Below are 16,338 nucleotides of genomic sequence, written 5' to 3'. Positions count from 1 at the left end.
CTTTTGTGTGCGCAAGAGTTATTCGTACGACAGGGCGTCGATGGGGTCTTTGCGGGCGGCCATGAATGCCGGGTAGGCAGCTCCGAGGACTGCTCCGAGGAAGGCGATGATGGCGGCTTTCACCGTCCAGTCGGAGGTGATTTCGAAGAACAACGAGGGGAATTTGTGGGCCAGGGCGGAGTGGATCGCATAGGTCAGTGCTATGCCAGCTGCTATGCCCACGACGGCCATCATGGCCGATTCCCGCAGGACCATGCCGACGATTGCGGTCTTGGATGCGCCCATGGACTTGAGAATCCCGATTTCACGGGTGCGTTCGAGGATCGCGGTGTACATCGACAGAAAGATGACCAGGAAGCCGACGAGGGTTGCAATCAGAGTGACCACATTAAGAGCTATATCGAATCCGGGAATGTGATCTGGCGTCATTAAAGAGAGCCACTCGTGCATGGTCCAGATCTGGTAGTTCTGGAAGCCCGGCGTGCTCAGGATTTCCTTCCGGATTGCTTCCTGATTCGCTTCATCGTCGCTCTTGATGAAGAAGAGCGAGGCTTTGCCTTCGGAGCCGATCAGGTCGCCGAGCGTCTGGATCTGAAACATTTTTCGCCCGCCTTTGCCGCTTTCGACGATGCCGCAGATGCGGAAGGGATGGCCGAGGACCTGAATCGTATCGCCGACATGGTATCCCGCGCCGGGGGCGGCGAAGACGTCATCGACGATCACGTCATTAGGCCCTTGAAATGGGCCGCCCTGGAGGAAGACGAAGGGACGCAAGGCGTTGAAACTGGGGTAGTCGATGCCGTAGAGAATCTCCAGTGAACTGCCGAGGCTGGTCTTCTGAATTACCGGCGAAGCGATGGCGATGTGAGGCAGTTTGCGCAGGGCTTCGACATTTTTCGCCGGAATTGGCGCACCCCCAAGGGCGTTGATGAAGCTGGCGTTGGGAGGGCCTACGATCATGTCGGCGCCGACTCCGTTGGTGCGGATCTTCTGGCCGTCGATCTGGCCGAGGAAGATGGCGGCGACGGAGATGATCATCACCACTTCGATGGCGATCGCAGCGGCCGAGATTACGGAGCGCATGGGGCGATGGATCAGATTAGCGAATACCAGTTTGTTCATAGTTTGTTCGTAATGGATCGGTTCGTTCCTGAATGAGGCGGGGCCGAATGGAAACCTATAAGAAAAGGGTATCAGGCGGATGGGGAGCGACGCCGGAGGGTTGAAATGCGGAGCGGTAAAGGAATATTGCGGCAACGAATTTAATGAGATATTGTTCCCTGATTTGGTCGAGCCGGGGTGTCATTTTCCCAGATTGAACGCGCAATCGCAGGTATATGAAAAGAAAACAAGCGCAACAACTTGATTTTGACCTGGGTGGCGAATAGGTTTTATCTTGATTGTGGAAATCTTTTTTGGGAAAGTGTCCCTGTTTTGTGATGAGCACGGGTAGCTTTGGCGAAGAGTTGCGGATGGAGCGGTTGAACCGCGGCATTGCGCTCGAAAGGATTACCGAGATCACCAAGATCAGCCAGCGGCACCTGGTGGCGCTGGAGGAGAACCAGTTTCGTGTGCTTCCCGGCGGCATTCTGAACAAGGGCATCGTTCGGGGCTATGTGAACGTCCTCGGTCTGGATGAAATGGACTGGGTTACGCGCTTCCAGCGGGCGTATGCGGCTTCCGGTGAGCTGCATGATGACGACCGCAACTGGATCGAGTTTGCCGCCAATGTGGGCCGGGCGCGGGTGCGGCCACGGGATGCGGCGACGGAGCGGCTGAAATGGGCTGGGGCGCTGCTCTTGCTGTTCGTGGTCGGCATCGCGGTGTTTTTTACGGTGCGCTACTTCGGCTTCCGGTCGGGTTGGTGGCCGACGGTGGTTCCGGGACGGGAGCCAGCGACGAGCGCGGTGACGGGTTTGGGGATGTGGCTGCTGGGCGGATTCTGAACCGGATTTCAGACTGGACGCCCGTTTAGATTCCTTGTTCTTTCTTCCTTATTTCCTTTTGTTGTCTCCCATTCACCCTCGGCAGGGCGCGGTTGAACAGGCGATGGTTGCCGTTGGGCAGGCGCAGCTTTGCCGCAACGGGCATGTGGCAATTACCATAAATAGATGCAGTATCGGGCTTCGTCCCTCCTCTTGCCGGCATCTGATTATGAGCCGCCAGGGTGAAGGAAGCCTGGGTTGCGTGTGATGCGGCCCGGAAATACCCCCTGCACAAGACGCAATGGGAGGAAATGCAATTTGAGCGACCGTTTTCTGTTTACCTCTGAATCTGTGACGGAAGGCCATCCGGACAAGATTGCCGACCAGATCTCCGACGCTATTCTGGATGCCTGCCTGGAGCAGGATCCTTACAGCCGCGTTGCGGCGGAAACTTTAACCGCGACCGGTCTGGTGGTGATCGCGGGCGAGATTACCACCAAGGCGTATGTGGACTTTCAGACGCTGGTGCGTGGAGTGGTGGCTTCGATTGGCTACGACAACGCGCTATATGGCTTCGATTCCAATACCTGCGCGGTGATCTCGTCAATCAATCGCCAGTCGGGCGATATTGCGCAGGGCGTGGACACGGGCGGCGCGGGCGACCAGGGCATGATGTTCGGCTACGCCACAAACGAGACTCCGGAGCTGATGCCGGCGGCGATTTCGCTGGCGCACAAGCTGACGCGGCGACTCTCCGAAGTGCGCAAGAACGGCAAGCTGCCGTATCTGCGGCCGGATGGCAAGAGCCAGGTGACGGTTGAGTATGACGAGTCCGGAAAGCCGGTGCGCATTGACGCGGTTGTGATTTCGACCCAACATGCGGAGCAGGTCGGGAATGACGAGCTGCGCGCGGACATTCAGAAGCATGTGATTCAGGCTGTGCTTCCGTCCGAGTGGCTGGATGAAAACACCAAGTACCACATCAATCCGACGGGCCGCTTTGTGATTGGCGGACCGATGGGCGATACCGGGCTGACGGGTCGCAAGATTATCGTGGATACCTACGGTGGAGCGGGCCGGCATGGCGGCGGCGCATTCAGCGGCAAGGATCCGACAAAGGTGGACCGTTCGGCGGCCTACGTGGCGCGTTATATCGCCAAGAACATCGTGGCTGCGAAGCTGGCGGACCGCTGCGAGGTGCAGCTCGCCTACGCGATTGGCGTGGCCGAGCCGGTTTCGGTGCTGGTGGAGACCTTTGGCACGGGCAAGGTGAGCGCCAAGACGCTGACGGAGCTGGTGCGGAAGAACTTCTCGTTGACGCCGAAGGGGATTATCGAGAGCCTGAACCTGCGTCGTCCGATCTACCGGCAGACGGCGGCCTACGGGCACTTTGGACGCAACGAGGCAGAGTTTACCTGGGAAGCGACGGACAAGGCTGCGGCTTTGGCTGAGCAGGCCGGGCTGGTGGCTGCGGCGAAGTAGGTTTTTCCGTAAACTTCGATGAATGAAATGGGCCTTCGCCTTCGGGTGGAGGCCTTTTTCTGGCTTTGAGGCGGTTGAGCGCTGAATGCGTCGGCCGTTTCGTTGCGTCTATGTCATAGAATCTTTTGGAATCATTGGATGGAATGGAGAGAGAAAGCTATGCGTCGGATGGGATTGGCGATGTTGGGGCTGAGTCTTGGTCTGTTTGGAAGCGCACCGTTTGTGGCTCAGGCCCAGCAGGCGGCTACGGGCGCGCCGTGGAGCTATGAGGGCAAGCAGGGACCGCTGAACTGGGGAAGGCTGGACCCGGCGTACAGGGCTTGCTCTACGGGCAAGGAGCAGTCGCCGATTGATATTCGCGGGGCGCACCTGAATAAGAGTCTGCAGCCGATTGAGTTTCACTACATGAGCAGTTCGATGGCGCTGGTCAATACCGGGCACTGGATTCAGGTGACGCCGGCGCCGGGGAGTTATATCGTCGCTAATGGGACTCGCTACGACCTGGTGCAGTTTCATTTTCATCATCCTGGCGAGGAGGCAGTGAAGGGAAAGCTGCCGGATATGACCCTGGATCTGGTGCACAAGAGCGCCGATGGCAAGATCGCCGTGGTAGCGGTGCGGCTCAATGAGGGCAATGCCAACGCCGTCCTGGCAGCCCTGTGGCAGCACATGCCGAAGACGGCTGGCGCGACGGATAAGATGACGGAGTCGATGAGCCCGGCGGGGCTGCTGCCGACTGATCGTGGGTACTGGACCTATGAGGGTTCGCTGACGGCTCCGCCCTGTACGGAAGGGGTGCGATGGTTCATCTTCGAGCAAGAGGTTGAACTGTCACGAGACCAGTTGCGCAGCTATGCTGCATTGTTTAAGGTCACCAGCCGGATGATTCAACCAACGCGCGGACGGAAGATCGAGGCGAACGAATAGGTTTCGATTTTGTTCCTTTTGCCTGACATAAATTCAAAGCGCCTTTCTCGATCTGCCTACAGGGTTTCGTGACGGTTTCGGGACGGCCTCGGGAGTGGCCCCAGTCTGGGTCCCGAGGCCTACGGAGTTGCGTACTCCTTTCTCCACAACTCCCACAGGAGTCCACCGGAGTTGCACTATTTCTGCGCCTTGTGCCGGGCCGAGGGGAAGCATAGGCTCAAGGGTGGGAGGCTGATCGTTGGTGGTTTCCTGCGCTTTGACAGCTCTTTGCGCCCTGGTTTTATCGGCCGGATCGTGGAAAATTCAAGGCCGAAACCCGCATTGGACGGGGGCTTTCCCGTTTTGCACAGCCGACGGCGGGTGTTGCCGAAGATGGTGCTCCGTAAGGTGATGAAAATACTACATATTGTGGTTCGCGCTTGACCTGCACCACAGACAGCGGTATTTTTGCATCTGCGGTTGTTACGAATTGATGACAGAAACCTTGGTTCTCTGGTGTTTTTTTCCGGAATCGTGCCAATCTTGTCCAATCTTGGCCGGCAATTTCAGCGGTCGGGATGATGTCCTATTCGTTAAGAACGATCTTGCCGCAACTTTTTGATTCTGTAGTCCTGCTGGTGCGTGTCGCCAGCTGATTCATCTAATGTTCAGGGTCCTTTTTAGAGGCCCGCTAGCGTATGAACCCACCCCCAAGGTTCCCGAAGGAGACCGAATGTTCGATACTTACTCCGCGTCACCCACTTCTTTTTCAAACTCCGGCTCAACTGCTGGCGCGAACCAAAATGCCTCCGGCGCAACGACCGCGAGCTACTCCCGCGGAGGGCTGACCTTTTCGCGCCGCTTCTCGAAGGCCGGTGTTTCGCCGTATGACGAGGTTCAGTGGGAGCGGCGGACCGCTTCCATCACCGACGCGAGCGGCAAGTCGATCTTCGAGCAGAAGGATGTCGAAGTTCCCGTGGATTGGTCGATGACGGCGACCAACATCGTGGCCTCGAAGTACCTGCATGGGCAGATTGGCACTCCGGAGCGGGAGACGGGTGTGCGGCAATTGGTGGCGCGGGTGGCGGAGACGATTCGGGACTGGGGTCTGGAGGGTGGTTATTTTTCGAGCGCCCAGGATGCGGCGATCTTTCATGACGAGCTGGTGGCGATGCTCGTGTCGCAGAAGGTGGCGTTCAATTCGCCGGTGTGGTTCAACGTGGGCTGCGACCGGTTGGAGCCGAATTCGGACGCGCAGAACTGGCATTGGGACCCGCATACCTGCGCGGTGCGCTTTTCGGTGACAGGCTACCGGAATCCGCAGTGCTCGGCGTGCTTTATCAACGCGGTGGACGACTCGCTGGACGCGATTCTCACGCTGGCGAAGACGGAAGGAATGCTGTTCAAGTGGGGGTCGGGAACGGGGACGAATCTTTCGTCGATTCGCGGCTCGATGGAGCTGCTTTCGGGTGGCGGCACGGCTTCAGGTCCGCTGAGTTTCATGCGCGGATTCGATGCTTTTGCGGGGGTGATCAAGTCGGGCGGCAAGACGCGGCGCGCGGCCAAGATGGTGATCCTGAATGTGGACCATCCGGATATTGTCGACTTCATCGATTGCAAGTCGAAGGAGGAGGCCAAGGCTTTTGCGCTGATTCGGGCTGGGTATGACGGTTCGGGACCGGATTCCGAGGCGTATTCCTCGATCTTCTTCCAGAACGCGAATAACTCTGTGCGCGTGAATGACGAGTTCATGCGCGCTTATGAGCGGGATGGCGAGTTCACGACCCTGGCGGTGAAGGATCGCAAGCCGGTGAATACCTATAAGGCTCGCTTCATCATGAACAAGATTGCCGAGGCGACGTGGCAGTGCGGCGACCCTGGAATGCAGTTCGACTCGACGATCAACCGCTGGCACACAAGCAAGAACTCGGGGCGCATCAATGCTTCGAATCCTTGCTCGGAGTACATGTTCCTCGATAACTCGGCCTGCAATCTGGCGAGCTTTAACCTGCTGAAGTTTGTGACTTCGGCGGGGACGTTCGATATTCAGGCATATCGCCATGCTGTTTCCGTGGTGATCACGGCAATGGAGATCCTGGTCGATAACTCGGGTTATCCGACCGAGGCGATTGCGAAGAATTCGCATGACTATCGCCCGCTGGGCTTGGGCTACGCGAACCTGGGCGCGCTGTTGATGGCGCTGGGTCTGCCGTACGACTCCGACGCAGGTCGCGACTATGCCGGATGCCTGACGGCGATCATGTGCGGACAGGCATATCTGCAGTCGTCGATTATCGCGGCGACATGCCCGCCGCTGGCTTCAGCGACGCCGCTGACGGCGCAGGTGAACCAGGAAATGGGCCGTCAGGGCGGAGCTTGCCCCGGGTACTATGTGAACCGCGAGCCGTTTCTGGATGTGATCCGGATGCACCGCGCGGAGGTAAACAAGATCGGCAAGTCTAAGGTCAGCGGCGAGCCATTTGTCGCTCCGCAACTGGACGCGATGATTGAGGCCAGCCGCGAGTGCTGGGACATGGCGCTGATCTATGGCGAGCGCTATGGCTATCGCAACTCGCAGACGACGGTACTGGCCCCGACGGGCACCATCGGCTTCATGATGGACTGCGACACGACGGGCATCGAGCCTGACCTGGCGCTGGTGAAGTACAAGAAGCTGGTGGGCGGCGGCATGATCAAGATCGTCAACCAGACGGTTCCTTCGGCGCTCTTCAAGCTCGGTTACAAGGACGACGAAGTGAACGCGATTGTCAGCTACATCGACGCGACGGGCACGATCGAAGGCGCGCCGGGAATCAAGCCGGAGCATCTGAGTGTTTTCGATTGCTCGTTCAAGCCGTCGAAGGGAACGCGCTCGATTCACTACATGGGCCATATCAAGATGATGGCGGCGGCGCAGCCGTTTATCTCTGGAGCCATCTCGAAGACCGTGAACCTGCCGCATGAGGCGACGGTCGAGCAGATCGCTGAGGCATATACGGAAAGCTGGCGTCAGGGGCTGAAGGCTGTAGCAATCTATCGCGATGGGTCCAAGGGTGTGCAGCCGTTGAACACCAGCCAGGATGCTAAGAAGAACGAGCCGACGGCGCTGGATACGGCCGGGGCGCGGGTGCTGGCTTCGCTGGCTGCCGGGGCGGAAGCTGCGGATGCCGATGTGAAGACGCTGGAAGCCAACCTTGCGAGCAAGATCAGCGACAAGCTTGAAGTAAGCGCGAAGCAGGTCTATGCAGTGTCACAGGCCTTCCAGAAGGCGCTTGAGTCATTGGCTGGCTTCGAGGCTCGGGCGGCTGCGCTGGCGGCTCGACCGGCTTCGATGCCTTCTGCCGTACCCGCGCCTGCCAATCAGGATCTGAATGCGCCGCCGAAGGCCGTTCGGCACCGGTTACCGGAGGAGCGGGCTTCGGTAACGCACAAGTTCTCGATTGCCGGACACGAGGGCTACATCACAGTGGGGTTGTATCCAACCGGACAGCCGGGCGAGATCTTCATCAAGATGGCCAAGGAGGGTTCAACGGTCTCTGGACTGATGGATGCCTTTGCCACATCGATCTCGCTTGCCTTGCAGCATGGCGTTCCGTTGAAGGTGCTATGCGAGAAGTTCGCGCATACGCGCTTTGAGCCCTCGGGCTGGACTGGCAATGAGCAGATCGGCTACGCGAAGAGCTTGATGGACTATATCTTCCGCTGGCTGCAGTTGCGCTTCCTGTCGGGGACGCAGTTGCCGTTGTTTGCGGGACTCGCTCCTCAGGCGCAGCAGTTGGCCGCGCCTCCGGCGACGATGGTTCCGGAAACGGAGATGGAATCCGAGTCCGAACCCGGTTCGGGTGTTCCCGGAGTCTCTGGTGCTGCGCTTACGAAGCTGGTGGAGGATATCGCGCGCAGGCTGAATCAGGTGAATGCTTCGGCGGTTGGCCCGGTGCCGGAGATTCGGGTGTCGTCTGCGGCTCCATCGGCTTCTCCTGTAACGAGTGTTCCCAAGCTCACAGATCGCGGCCTATATCATGCCGCGGATGCGATGCGCGAGATGTACGACATGGGCGATGCTCCAAGCTGCGGGACGTGCGGCGCGATCATGGTGCGCAATGGATCATGCTATCGCTGCATGAGCTGCGGTTCGACGAGCGGTTGCAGCTAGACCGGCTCCTCGAATTCAACAAGTATTGTGGGTTTACGCATAAGCGTAAAGTTGAACCCCATGAAGGTAAAGTCGACACCGCATAAGTCTGAAGTGCACAAAAGGCCCGCTCAGGCGGGCTTTTTGTAGTTTTAAAGTGAAAGCGCAGGACCCCTAAATGAGTAGTGGAATGCGCATTGTCCTCAGCGGCCAGCCAGCCCTTCCCAGAACCGAGTCATGTATGCGGCCGTCATAAATCCGGAATGGAAGACGTGAGTGGCCTGCCACCTTTCTTTTACCCGAAAATCGATTAACGTTCACGTGGCCGATGACCCTGGGTAAACCTTCGCATCAAACGATCTGGACGCCTTCTGTTCCGACATAAAGTGCGTAAAGAGACTGGCTCGCAGTCATGAACAAGCGGTTTCTCTTGGTGCCACCGAAACAAAGATTGGCGCACGTTTCAGGAAGATGAATCTTTCCGATGAGAGTGCCGTCGGGAGCGAAGATATGCACCCCGTTGAAGTCTTCTCCAGCCCATCCGGCGGCGGACCAGACATTGCCGTCCACATCGCAGCGAATGCCATCGGAAGTACCCGGTGACATGTTCACAAACATGCGCCCGTTAGTCAGTCTCACGCCATCCACAACGTCATATACCCGAATCGGACGCGGAGCGTCCGGGTGCTTTGGAATTGCACTATCCACGATGTAAAGCAATTTCTCGTCGGGAGAGAAGCACAGGCCGTTAGGCTTTTCCAGATCGCTGGCCACAACGGTTGCCACGCGCGTATTTGGGTCGAGCCGGTAAACGTTGGCCGGGAGTTCGAAGGCCGCTTTGTGCCCTTCGTAATTTGACATAATGCCGTAGCCGGGATCGCTAAACCAGATGGCCCCATCGGAGTGGACCACGAGATCGTTCGGAGCGTTGAGCTTCTTGCCTTGAAATGAATCCAACAGCACTGAGATGGTGCCGTCATGTTCGGTCCGTGTCACACGGCGTGTGTCGTGCTCGCATGTGAGCAGCCTCCCCACACGGTCACGGGTATTGCCATTGCTGTAATTCGAGGGGCTGCGGAATACAGTGACATCTCCAGTTTCCTCCAGCCATCGCAGCATGCGGTTGTTGGGAATGTCGCTAAAGATAAGGTATCCTCCGTCGCCAATCCACACCGGACCTTCTGTCCAACGCGCACCGGTAAACAATCGCTCTACCGCCGCGCTGATGATTTGATATTTCGCGAACCGGGGATCAACGACTTCTATCGCTGGATCAGGATAGGGAACCGGATGTCTTGGTTCCTGCTCACTGACAAGAGCGCCAGGTTTCAAAGCGAAGGCCATTGTCGCGCCCGTCGCCATGCTGACGAATGTGCGTCTCTGCATTGCTCTCTCTCTGGCAGAAAAATCCGCTACGCGGACCTTATCACGGTCTTCTCTGTATCCGAAACCGCAACCTTGACTAAATCTTCAGTCTGCATTTCGGTCAGGTTGTCGCTAGCCCATTCGGAGAGAGCATCGATATTGCCCTTAAGCCCCGCCCGTCCTTCCTGGAACCGGGCTGGAGCCTAGCGGTCATACGGGAGGATCTCTGAAGATTTTCATTTGCGTCAATTATGAGGCTTCGATGAATTCCCGAGGCAAAGGCGCGTCTATTGTTCACGCGAGTCTGCGACTTCAACATTAATGGGGTACGGCGTACGCTAAGTTGCTGTTTATGTCCGCAATGTCAGTCAACGGAAATCATGATCTTGGAGAATGCGGCTGGGTTCTCGCTCCAGGATTTGAGGATTGCTGGGGCTTCGTCGATCGGAACCATGTGGCTTACGGCTTCTTCGACGGGGAAGCGGCGTTCTTCGAGCATCTGGATCACTTCGCGGAAGTTTTCGGGCAGGGCGTTGCGCGAGCCCAGGACGTCGAGTTCCTTCTGGACGAAGAGGCGGGTCTCGTAGGCTACCGGCTCTTTTGCGTAGCCGATGTAGACAACGCGGCCAGTGAAGGCGACCTCCTCGACGGCGGCACGAAAGGTTTGCGGCAGGCCGATGGCCTCGATGACCACGTCCGGGCCGCGACCGTCGGTCAGCTCTTGAAGCTTTTCATGCAGGGGCTCGCGTGTGGTGTTGATGGTGTCTGTCGCACCGGATTTCAGGGCGATGGCAAGCTTCGTGTCGTCGACATCGATGGCGATGGTGCGGGCGCGGCGGAAGCCTGATGCGGCGACTACTCCTAATCCCACGCCGCCGCAGCCGAAGATTGCGACGGTATCTTCCGCGGTAACCCGGCCGCGAGCCACGGCGTGAAAGCCCACCGTGAGCGGCTCGACGAGGCACAGCTCTTTGAGAGTGAGATTTGCGGTGTATAGCTTGCCGGCTGGAACGGCGATGTACTCGGCGAGTGCGCCATCGCGCTGCACGCCGAGGGTTTCATTGAACTGGCAGGCGTTGGGACGGCCACGCAGGCAGGATGGACACTTGCCGCATTGGGTGTACGGCGAGAGCGTTACGTTGACTCCGGCGGTGAGGTGCGGATGGGCCTTGCTCGACTCGACGACAGTTGCGGCTACTTCGTGGCCGGGAATGCGCGGGAAAGTCACCATCGGGTTCTTGCCACGAAAGGAGTTCAGGTCGCTGCCGCAAAGGCCGACTCTGCGTACCTTGAGTAGAACTTCATCGCTCGCGGGCGTGGTGTCCTGGACGGATTCGACGCCCGCTTCGCCGGGTTTTTGCAGAATGACGGCTTTCATTGCGATTGACTCCGGTGTCTTGCCCTCTTAGCTCGTTTTGCCTTGATGTGCAGCCACAATCTCAAGATACTTGCGAGCGTTTTCGGTGATAACTTCCGGCTTTCCGGCGCGGATGGCTTTGTTATCGACGAGATCCCCGCCGACTCCGAGGGCGATGGCTCCGGCTTCGAGAAATTCGGCTGCCGTCGCGAGTGAGACGCCGCCGGTTGGAATTAGTTCGATCTGCGGGAGCGGAGCTTTGATGGCTTTAAGATATTTTGCTCCGCCGACTGCGCTGCATGGGAAGACTTTTACGGCGTCGGCTCCGGCTTCCCATGCGGTGACGATCTCGGTGGGGGTCAGTCCGCCGGGAAAGACGGCGACGTTGTAGCGGCGGCATAGCTCGATGGTGCGCAGGTTGAGAGCGGGGCTTACGATGAACTGCGCGCCAGCCAGCATGCAGGCGCGGGCGGTTTCCGGGTCAAGGACGGTTCCTGCGCCGACAAGGATGCGGTCGCCTGCTTCGGAGGCCAGGCGGCGGATAGCGTCGATGGCGCCGGGGACGGTCATTGTGACTTCGAGGACGGTGACGCCGCCGGCTTCGAGGGCGTAGGCGATGGCGAGGGCTTCTTCTTCGGAGTCGGCGCGAAGTACGGGAACGAGGCCGACTTCGCGGATTTTTTGGAGTACTTCGGATTTATGCATTCTTACCTCAGGACGCGGGCTGTGCCGCCCTTCATGACGCGTTCTACTTCGGGAAGCGTGACCATGGTGGTGTCGCCGGGGGTGGTCATGGCGAGTGCGCCGTGAGCGCAGCCGCAATCGACGGCCCACTGCGGGCCTTTTTCGGCGAGGAAGCCGTAGATGAGGCCGGAAGCGAAGGAGTCGCCGCCTCCGACGCGGTCTAGGATTTCGAGGCCGGGCATGGGGCGCGCTTCATAGAACTGGCCGTTGGCGTAGCAGACTGCGCCCCAGTCGTTAACGGTGGCGGTGCGGGCGTTACGCAGTGTGGTCGCGACGACTTTGAAATTCGGATATTTAGCTACCGCTTTTTCGATCATGCGGCGGAAGTTGGCTGTGTCGAGTTCGCCATGATGTTCGGCAATATCGCCCAGGCCTTCCACTTCGAAGCCGAGGGATGCGGTGAAGTCCTCTTCGTTGCCGAGCATGACGTCGACGAGCGGGGCGAGTTCGCTGTTGACTTCGAGGGCGCGCGCCTTGCCGCCGATGGACTTCCAGAGGGAATCGCGATAGTTGAGGTCGTAGGAGACGATGACTCCGTTGCGGTGCGCAGCTTCGATGGCTTCCTTCGCAACCATTGGCGTGGTCTCAGAGAGCGCGGCGAAGATGCCGCCGGTGTGGAACCAGCGCGTTCCTTCCGTCTGGAAGATGGCATCCCAGTCGATCTGGCCCGGCGTGAGCTGCGAGATGGCGGTGTTGCCGCGATCGGAGCAGCCGAGGGCGGCGCGTACGCCGAAGCCGCGCTCAGTGAAGTTGAGGCCGTTGCGCACGGTGCGGCCTACGCCGTCGTACTTTACCCAGCGAACATGCGATTGATCGACGCCACCCTGAAACATCAGATCTTCGACGAGGCGTCCGATGGGGTTGTCTGCAAGGGCGGTGACGATGGCGGTGCGCAGGCCAAAGCAGCGCTTGAGGCCGCGGGCGACGTTGTATTCGCCGCCGCCCTCCCACGCCTGGAAGGTGCGGCTGGTAGCGACGCGTCCGACGCCGGGATCGAGGCGGAGCATGACTTCGCCGAGCGAGACCAGATCCCATTTGCAGGACGTTTGGGGTTTGAGATTGAGACTCAACGCTGACTTCTCCTTTATGCGCGATTGCTTATTGGTTGACGCCGCTGGCGAGGAATCCGCCATCGACGGCGATGATCTGGCCGGTTACGAACGAGGACGCATCCGAAGCAAGGTAAATTGCCGCGCCGATCAACTCGTCTGTATTCCCGAAGCGGCCCATCGGTGTGCGGGTGAGGAACTCCTGGCCGCGCGGGGTGCTGTCGAGCAACTGGGAGTTGAGCGCTGTGCGGAAGACGCCGGGAGCGATGGCGTTGACCAGTACGCCGCGCTTGGACCACTCGACGGCGAGGGACTGGGTGAGCGAGCCGACGGCGGCTTTGCTGGCGGCATAGGCGGCTACCTCGTAGAGCGCGACAAATGTCGAGAGCGAGGCGATGTTGATGATGCGTCCGGAGCCTCGGGCCAGCATAGCTTCTCCGAAGACCTGGCAGCCGCGCAGGGTGCCAGTGAGGTTGGTCTCCAGGATGTGATCCCAGTCGGACTCTGCGAAGTTCAGTGTAGGAGCACGCTTGGTGGTGCCGGCGCAGTTGATGAGGATGTCGACTTTGCCAAAGAACTCGAGCACGGCCTCGCGCAGGGAGACGAGCGAATCGCGGTCCTTTACGTCAGAGGTGAGGCGCAGTGTCTTGCGGCCTTTGGCTTCGATTTCAGCGGCGGTCTTTTCAACCTCTTCGCTGCGGCGCGACGAGGCAACGACGTCCGCGCCTGCGTCAGCGAGGCCGAGCGAGAGGGAGTGGCCGATTCCAGTGGTGCCGCCGATGACGACTGCGGTTTTGCCTGATAGATCAAAGAGTGACTTGCTCATGTGGAACTCCAACTGCAGAATTTTCGACTCCCCAAGAATACCCGCAACGGGACAGTACTTGTCCCGATCTGAGGGATAAATACGGAGTTATGCCCGCCCACGGAAGCGGTTGATCTGTCGGCGGTCGCGTTTGGAGGGTTTGGCTACGGGCAGAAATCCTTCGATTTGCTGCAGAGCCTTTTGTTCCGCGACGAGCCGGAGACGCTGCTCGCGGCTGGCGTCGGTTTCGTGGTAGAGGGTCTGAGCGACAGCTGCCGGGCCGCGCATTTCGCTCAGGACGAGGACTTCGACGATGAATTCGCCGGCCTCGTTCCGGATTTTGAGGGTGTCGCCAACGCGGACGTCGCGTGCGGGCTTGGCCTGGATCTCGTTGGAGTGAATGCGGCCAATGTCACAGGCTTTCGCGGCGAGGGCGCGCGTCTTGAAGAAGCGTGAGGCCCAGAGCCATTTGTCCATGCGGACAGTTTCCATGTTTCTATTTTCCTACACAGATCGGGGCTGGAAGTGCGGTGAAAGCGCCAAAGACGATACCCTGATAAGGAATGCTTTCTTTACAAAATGCGGGTAAGCGGTTTGGGCCGCGAATTCTCTTCCAGGATGCCAACTGGCTGATCACGGCGCAGGAAAAGACTGCGCTGGTGGGTGCGAACGGGACGGGCAAGTCCACGCTGATGAAGGTGCTGGCCGGGCTGGAGACGCTCGACTACGGCGCGATGCAGATGACGCGCGGAATGTCCATCGGATATCTGCCGCAGGAGGGGCTGAAGCTGAGCGGTCGCTCGGTCTTCGAGGAGTGCCTGACGGTCTTTGATGAGCTTCGCCAGATGGAGACGGAAATCGAGTCGCTGGCCGGGCAGATGGCCTCTCTTGACCATGCCGGTTCGGAATATGCAGCTGCGGCGGAGCGGTATTCGATGCTGCAGGGCCGGTTTCATGCGCTGGACGGCTATGTGCTGGATGCTCAGGTGGGTTCGGTACTGACTGGCCTTGGATTTGGCAAGGAAGACTGGGCGCGACGAACCGAGGAGTTCTCGGGCGGCTGGCAAATGCGGATTGCGCTGGCCAAGCTGCTGCTGGCGCGGCCCAATCTGCTGCTGCTCGATGAGCCGACTAACCATCTCGATCTCGAAACGCGCAACTGGCTTGAGGGCTATCTGCGCAGCTATCCGTTTGGCTACATTCTGATCTCGCACGACCGGTATTTTCTGGATGTAACGGTGGACCGGACGGTTGAGATCTGGAACAAGCGGCTGCAGATTTACGCTGGAAATTACACGAAATACCTGAAGCAGAAGGAAGATCGCCGGGCGCAGTTGATTGCCGCGTACAAAAATCAGCGGGAGCAGATCGAGCATCTTGAGGCATTCATCAATCGCTTTCGGGCGCAGGCTACGAAGGCCAAGCAGGTGCAGTCGCGCATTAAAGAGCTGGAGAAGATAGAGCGGATCGAGATTCCGGAAGAGGAGCCGGTAATCCACTTCAGCTTTCCGCAACCCCCGCCCTCAGGGCGCACGGTGGTTACGGTGCAGAACCTGTGCAAGAGCTACGACGCCAAGCAAGTGTTGAAAGGCGTCAATTTCACCATCGAACGCGGGGACCGCGTGGCGTTGGTGGGACATAACGGCGCGGGTAAGTCGACGCTGATTCGCCTCCTGACTGGCGTGGAAGCGCCTTCGTCGGGGACGGCCCAGCTTGGGCACAACGTAATTCCAGAGTATTTTGCGCAGGACCAGTACAAGGTGCTCGATCCGGCAGCGCGGATGCTGGACGACATCAGCCGCGCTGCGCTGCGGGTTCCTGAGGTGGAACTGCGGTCGCTGCTGGGATGTTTTCTGTTTTCGGGCGACGATGTCTTCAAACCGCTCGGAGTGCTTTCGGGCGGAGAGCGGAATCGGTATGCCGTGGCACGGATTCTGGTTTCGCCCTCGAACTTTCTGCTGCTTGACGAGCCGACGAACCATCTCGACATGCGGGCCAAGGATGTTTTGCTTGAGGCGATTGAGTCGTTCTCAGGAACAGTGATCTTTGTTTCGCATGACAGGTACTTTCTGGACCGACTCGCGACCAAAGTGCTCGAAGTGAAAGATGGCGGGGTGGTGATCTATCCCGGCAACTTTGCTGAGTACGTGCGAGATCAGGAAGAGCGGGCTGCGCTTGGGGATGGGCCAAAAGTCGCTCCTGTGACACCCAAATCAGTTGCCGCTCCGGTGGCTCAGGCGATGGCCGTTGCGGTGGCGAACGGGGCAGGTGCGTTTGACGTCAAAGCAGATTCGGCCAAGGATCGCGTGCGCAAGCTCAACCCCATCAAGCTGAAGCAGATGGAGGAGCGCTGCGCATTTCTCGAAGAAGAAGTGCCGCGCATCGAGGCTTCAATTGCACATACCGAAAATGCTCTGGGCAACTACGTTTCGGCCGCGGAGACGGAGCGGCAATCATTGCTGCTGGAGGAGCTGCGCAAGCAACTGGGCGATTTCACGGCGGAGTGGGAAGAGTTGATGATGCAGCTTGAGGAACAGGCAGCCATCCCTTGAGACGAGGCCCGCATCGTCTAG

12 protein-coding genes are annotated in these 16,338 nt (G+C 58.9%); 5 read left to right on the top strand and 7 right to left on the bottom strand.

Annotated elements, in window-relative coordinates; all coding sequences use genetic code 11:
* Positions 1 to 18: 18 nt before the first annotated feature.
* A complete protein-coding gene (locus OHL23_RS02675; protein WP_263350230.1) occupies positions 19 to 1,122 on the bottom strand; it encodes an ABC transporter permease in 1,104 nt (367 codons plus the stop codon).
* Between the two features lie 293 nt (positions 1,123 to 1,415).
* Between OHL23_RS02675 and OHL23_RS02670 the strand changes: the two genes are divergently transcribed.
* The 4 genes from OHL23_RS02670 (at position 1,416) to OHL23_RS02655 (ending at position 8,466) form a co-directional block, all read left to right on the top strand.
* On the top strand, positions 1,416 to 1,946 hold the full coding sequence (locus tag OHL23_RS02670; RefSeq protein ID WP_263350229.1) for a helix-turn-helix domain-containing protein: 531 nt from the start codon (positions 1,416 to 1,418) through the stop codon (positions 1,944 to 1,946).
* A 297-nt stretch (positions 1,947 to 2,243) separates the two neighbouring features.
* Positions 2,244 to 3,407 (top strand): methionine adenosyltransferase, encoded by a 1,164-nt coding sequence (gene metK, locus OHL23_RS02665; protein WP_263350228.1) that lies wholly within the window; start codon positions 2,244 to 2,246, stop codon positions 3,405 to 3,407.
* Between the two features lie 159 nt (positions 3,408 to 3,566).
* Complete coding sequence (locus OHL23_RS02660; RefSeq protein WP_263350227.1) at positions 3,567 to 4,334, top strand: carbonic anhydrase; 768 nt, start codon at positions 3,567 to 3,569, stop codon at positions 4,332 to 4,334.
* Positions 4,335 to 5,046: 712 nt separating this feature from the next.
* The gene (locus OHL23_RS02655) at positions 5,047 to 8,466 is read left to right on the top strand and encodes a vitamin B12-dependent ribonucleotide reductase (RefSeq protein WP_263350226.1); all 3,420 of its coding nucleotides are present in this window, start codon (positions 5,047 to 5,049) and stop codon (positions 8,464 to 8,466) included.
* 330 nt (positions 8,467 to 8,796) lie between these two features.
* On the opposite strand, the gene OHL23_RS02650 is transcribed toward OHL23_RS02655, so the two are convergent.
* The 6 genes from OHL23_RS02650 to OHL23_RS02625 all read right to left on the bottom strand — a co-directional run bounded on the left by OHL23_RS02650 (position 8,797) and on the right by OHL23_RS02625 (position 14,257).
* Positions 8,797 to 9,831 (bottom strand): SMP-30/gluconolactonase/LRE family protein, encoded by a 1,035-nt coding sequence (locus OHL23_RS02650; RefSeq protein ID WP_263350225.1) that lies wholly within the window; start codon positions 9,829 to 9,831, stop codon positions 8,797 to 8,799.
* Between the two features lie 343 nt (positions 9,832 to 10,174).
* Positions 10,175 to 11,188 carry a zinc-binding alcohol dehydrogenase family protein gene (locus OHL23_RS02645; RefSeq protein WP_263350224.1) on the bottom strand — a complete coding sequence of 338 codons (1,014 nt, stop codon included), beginning with the start codon at positions 11,186 to 11,188 and terminating at the stop codon, positions 10,175 to 10,177.
* Between the two features lie 27 nt (positions 11,189 to 11,215).
* Positions 11,216 to 11,872, bottom strand: a complete 657-nt coding sequence (locus tag OHL23_RS02640; protein WP_263350223.1) for a bifunctional 4-hydroxy-2-oxoglutarate aldolase/2-dehydro-3-deoxy-phosphogluconate aldolase — start codon at positions 11,870 to 11,872, stop codon at positions 11,216 to 11,218.
* A gap of 2 nt (positions 11,873 to 11,874) precedes the next feature.
* Complete coding sequence (locus tag OHL23_RS02635) at positions 11,875 to 12,981, bottom strand: sugar kinase (RefSeq protein WP_263350222.1); 1,107 nt, start codon at positions 12,979 to 12,981, stop codon at positions 11,875 to 11,877.
* A gap of 28 nt (positions 12,982 to 13,009) precedes the next feature.
* Positions 13,010 to 13,786 carry a glucose 1-dehydrogenase gene (locus OHL23_RS02630; RefSeq protein ID WP_263350221.1) on the bottom strand — a complete coding sequence of 259 codons (777 nt, stop codon included), beginning with the start codon at positions 13,784 to 13,786 and terminating at the stop codon, positions 13,010 to 13,012.
* 87 nt (positions 13,787 to 13,873) lie between these two features.
* Positions 13,874 to 14,257, bottom strand: a complete 384-nt coding sequence (locus tag OHL23_RS02625) for an RNA-binding S4 domain-containing protein (protein WP_263350220.1) — start codon at positions 14,255 to 14,257, stop codon at positions 13,874 to 13,876.
* Positions 14,258 to 14,328: 71 nt separating this feature from the next.
* Here OHL23_RS02625 and OHL23_RS02620 point away from each other — a divergent pair, with 71 nt between their 5' ends.
* A complete protein-coding gene (locus tag OHL23_RS02620) occupies positions 14,329 to 16,317 on the top strand; it encodes an ABC-F family ATP-binding cassette domain-containing protein (RefSeq protein ID WP_263350219.1) in 1,989 nt (662 codons plus the stop codon).
* The last annotated feature ends 21 nt before the right edge of the window (positions 16,318 to 16,338 follow it).

Source organism: Acidicapsa acidisoli, assembly GCF_025685625.1.
Classification (GTDB): Bacteria; Acidobacteriota; Terriglobia; order Terriglobales; family Acidobacteriaceae; genus Acidicapsa; species Acidicapsa acidisoli.
Note: the sequence above shows the minus strand (reverse complement) of the source record. Positions and strands in the feature narration are given on the sequence as shown.

Coding starts and splice junctions, on each gene's coding strand:
- OHL23_RS02675 (WP_263350230.1), bottom strand. CDS start 1,122: ATGAACAAACTGGTATTCGCTAATCTGATCCATCGCCCCATGCGCTCC.
- OHL23_RS02660 (WP_263350227.1), top strand. CDS start 3,567: ATGCGTCGGATGGGATTGGCGATGTTGGGGCTGAGTCTTGGTCTGTTT.
- OHL23_RS02655 (WP_263350226.1), top strand. CDS start 5,047: ATGTTCGATACTTACTCCGCGTCACCCACTTCTTTTTCAAACTCCGGC.
- OHL23_RS02650 (WP_263350225.1), bottom strand. CDS start 9,831: ATGCAGAGACGCACATTCGTCAGCATGGCGACGGGCGCGACAATGGCC.
- OHL23_RS02645 (WP_263350224.1), bottom strand. CDS start 11,188: ATGAAAGCCGTCATTCTGCAAAAACCCGGCGAAGCGGGCGTCGAATCC.
- OHL23_RS02640 (WP_263350223.1), bottom strand. CDS start 11,872: ATGCATAAATCCGAAGTACTCCAAAAAATCCGCGAAGTCGGCCTCGTT.
- OHL23_RS02630 (WP_263350221.1), bottom strand. CDS start 13,786: ATGAGCAAGTCACTCTTTGATCTATCAGGCAAAACCGCAGTCGTCATC.
- OHL23_RS02625 (WP_263350220.1), bottom strand. CDS start 14,257: ATGGAAACTGTCCGCATGGACAAATGGCTCTGGGCCTCACGCTTCTTC.
- OHL23_RS02620 (WP_263350219.1), top strand. CDS start 14,329: ATGCTTTCTTTACAAAATGCGGGTAAGCGGTTTGGGCCGCGAATTCTC.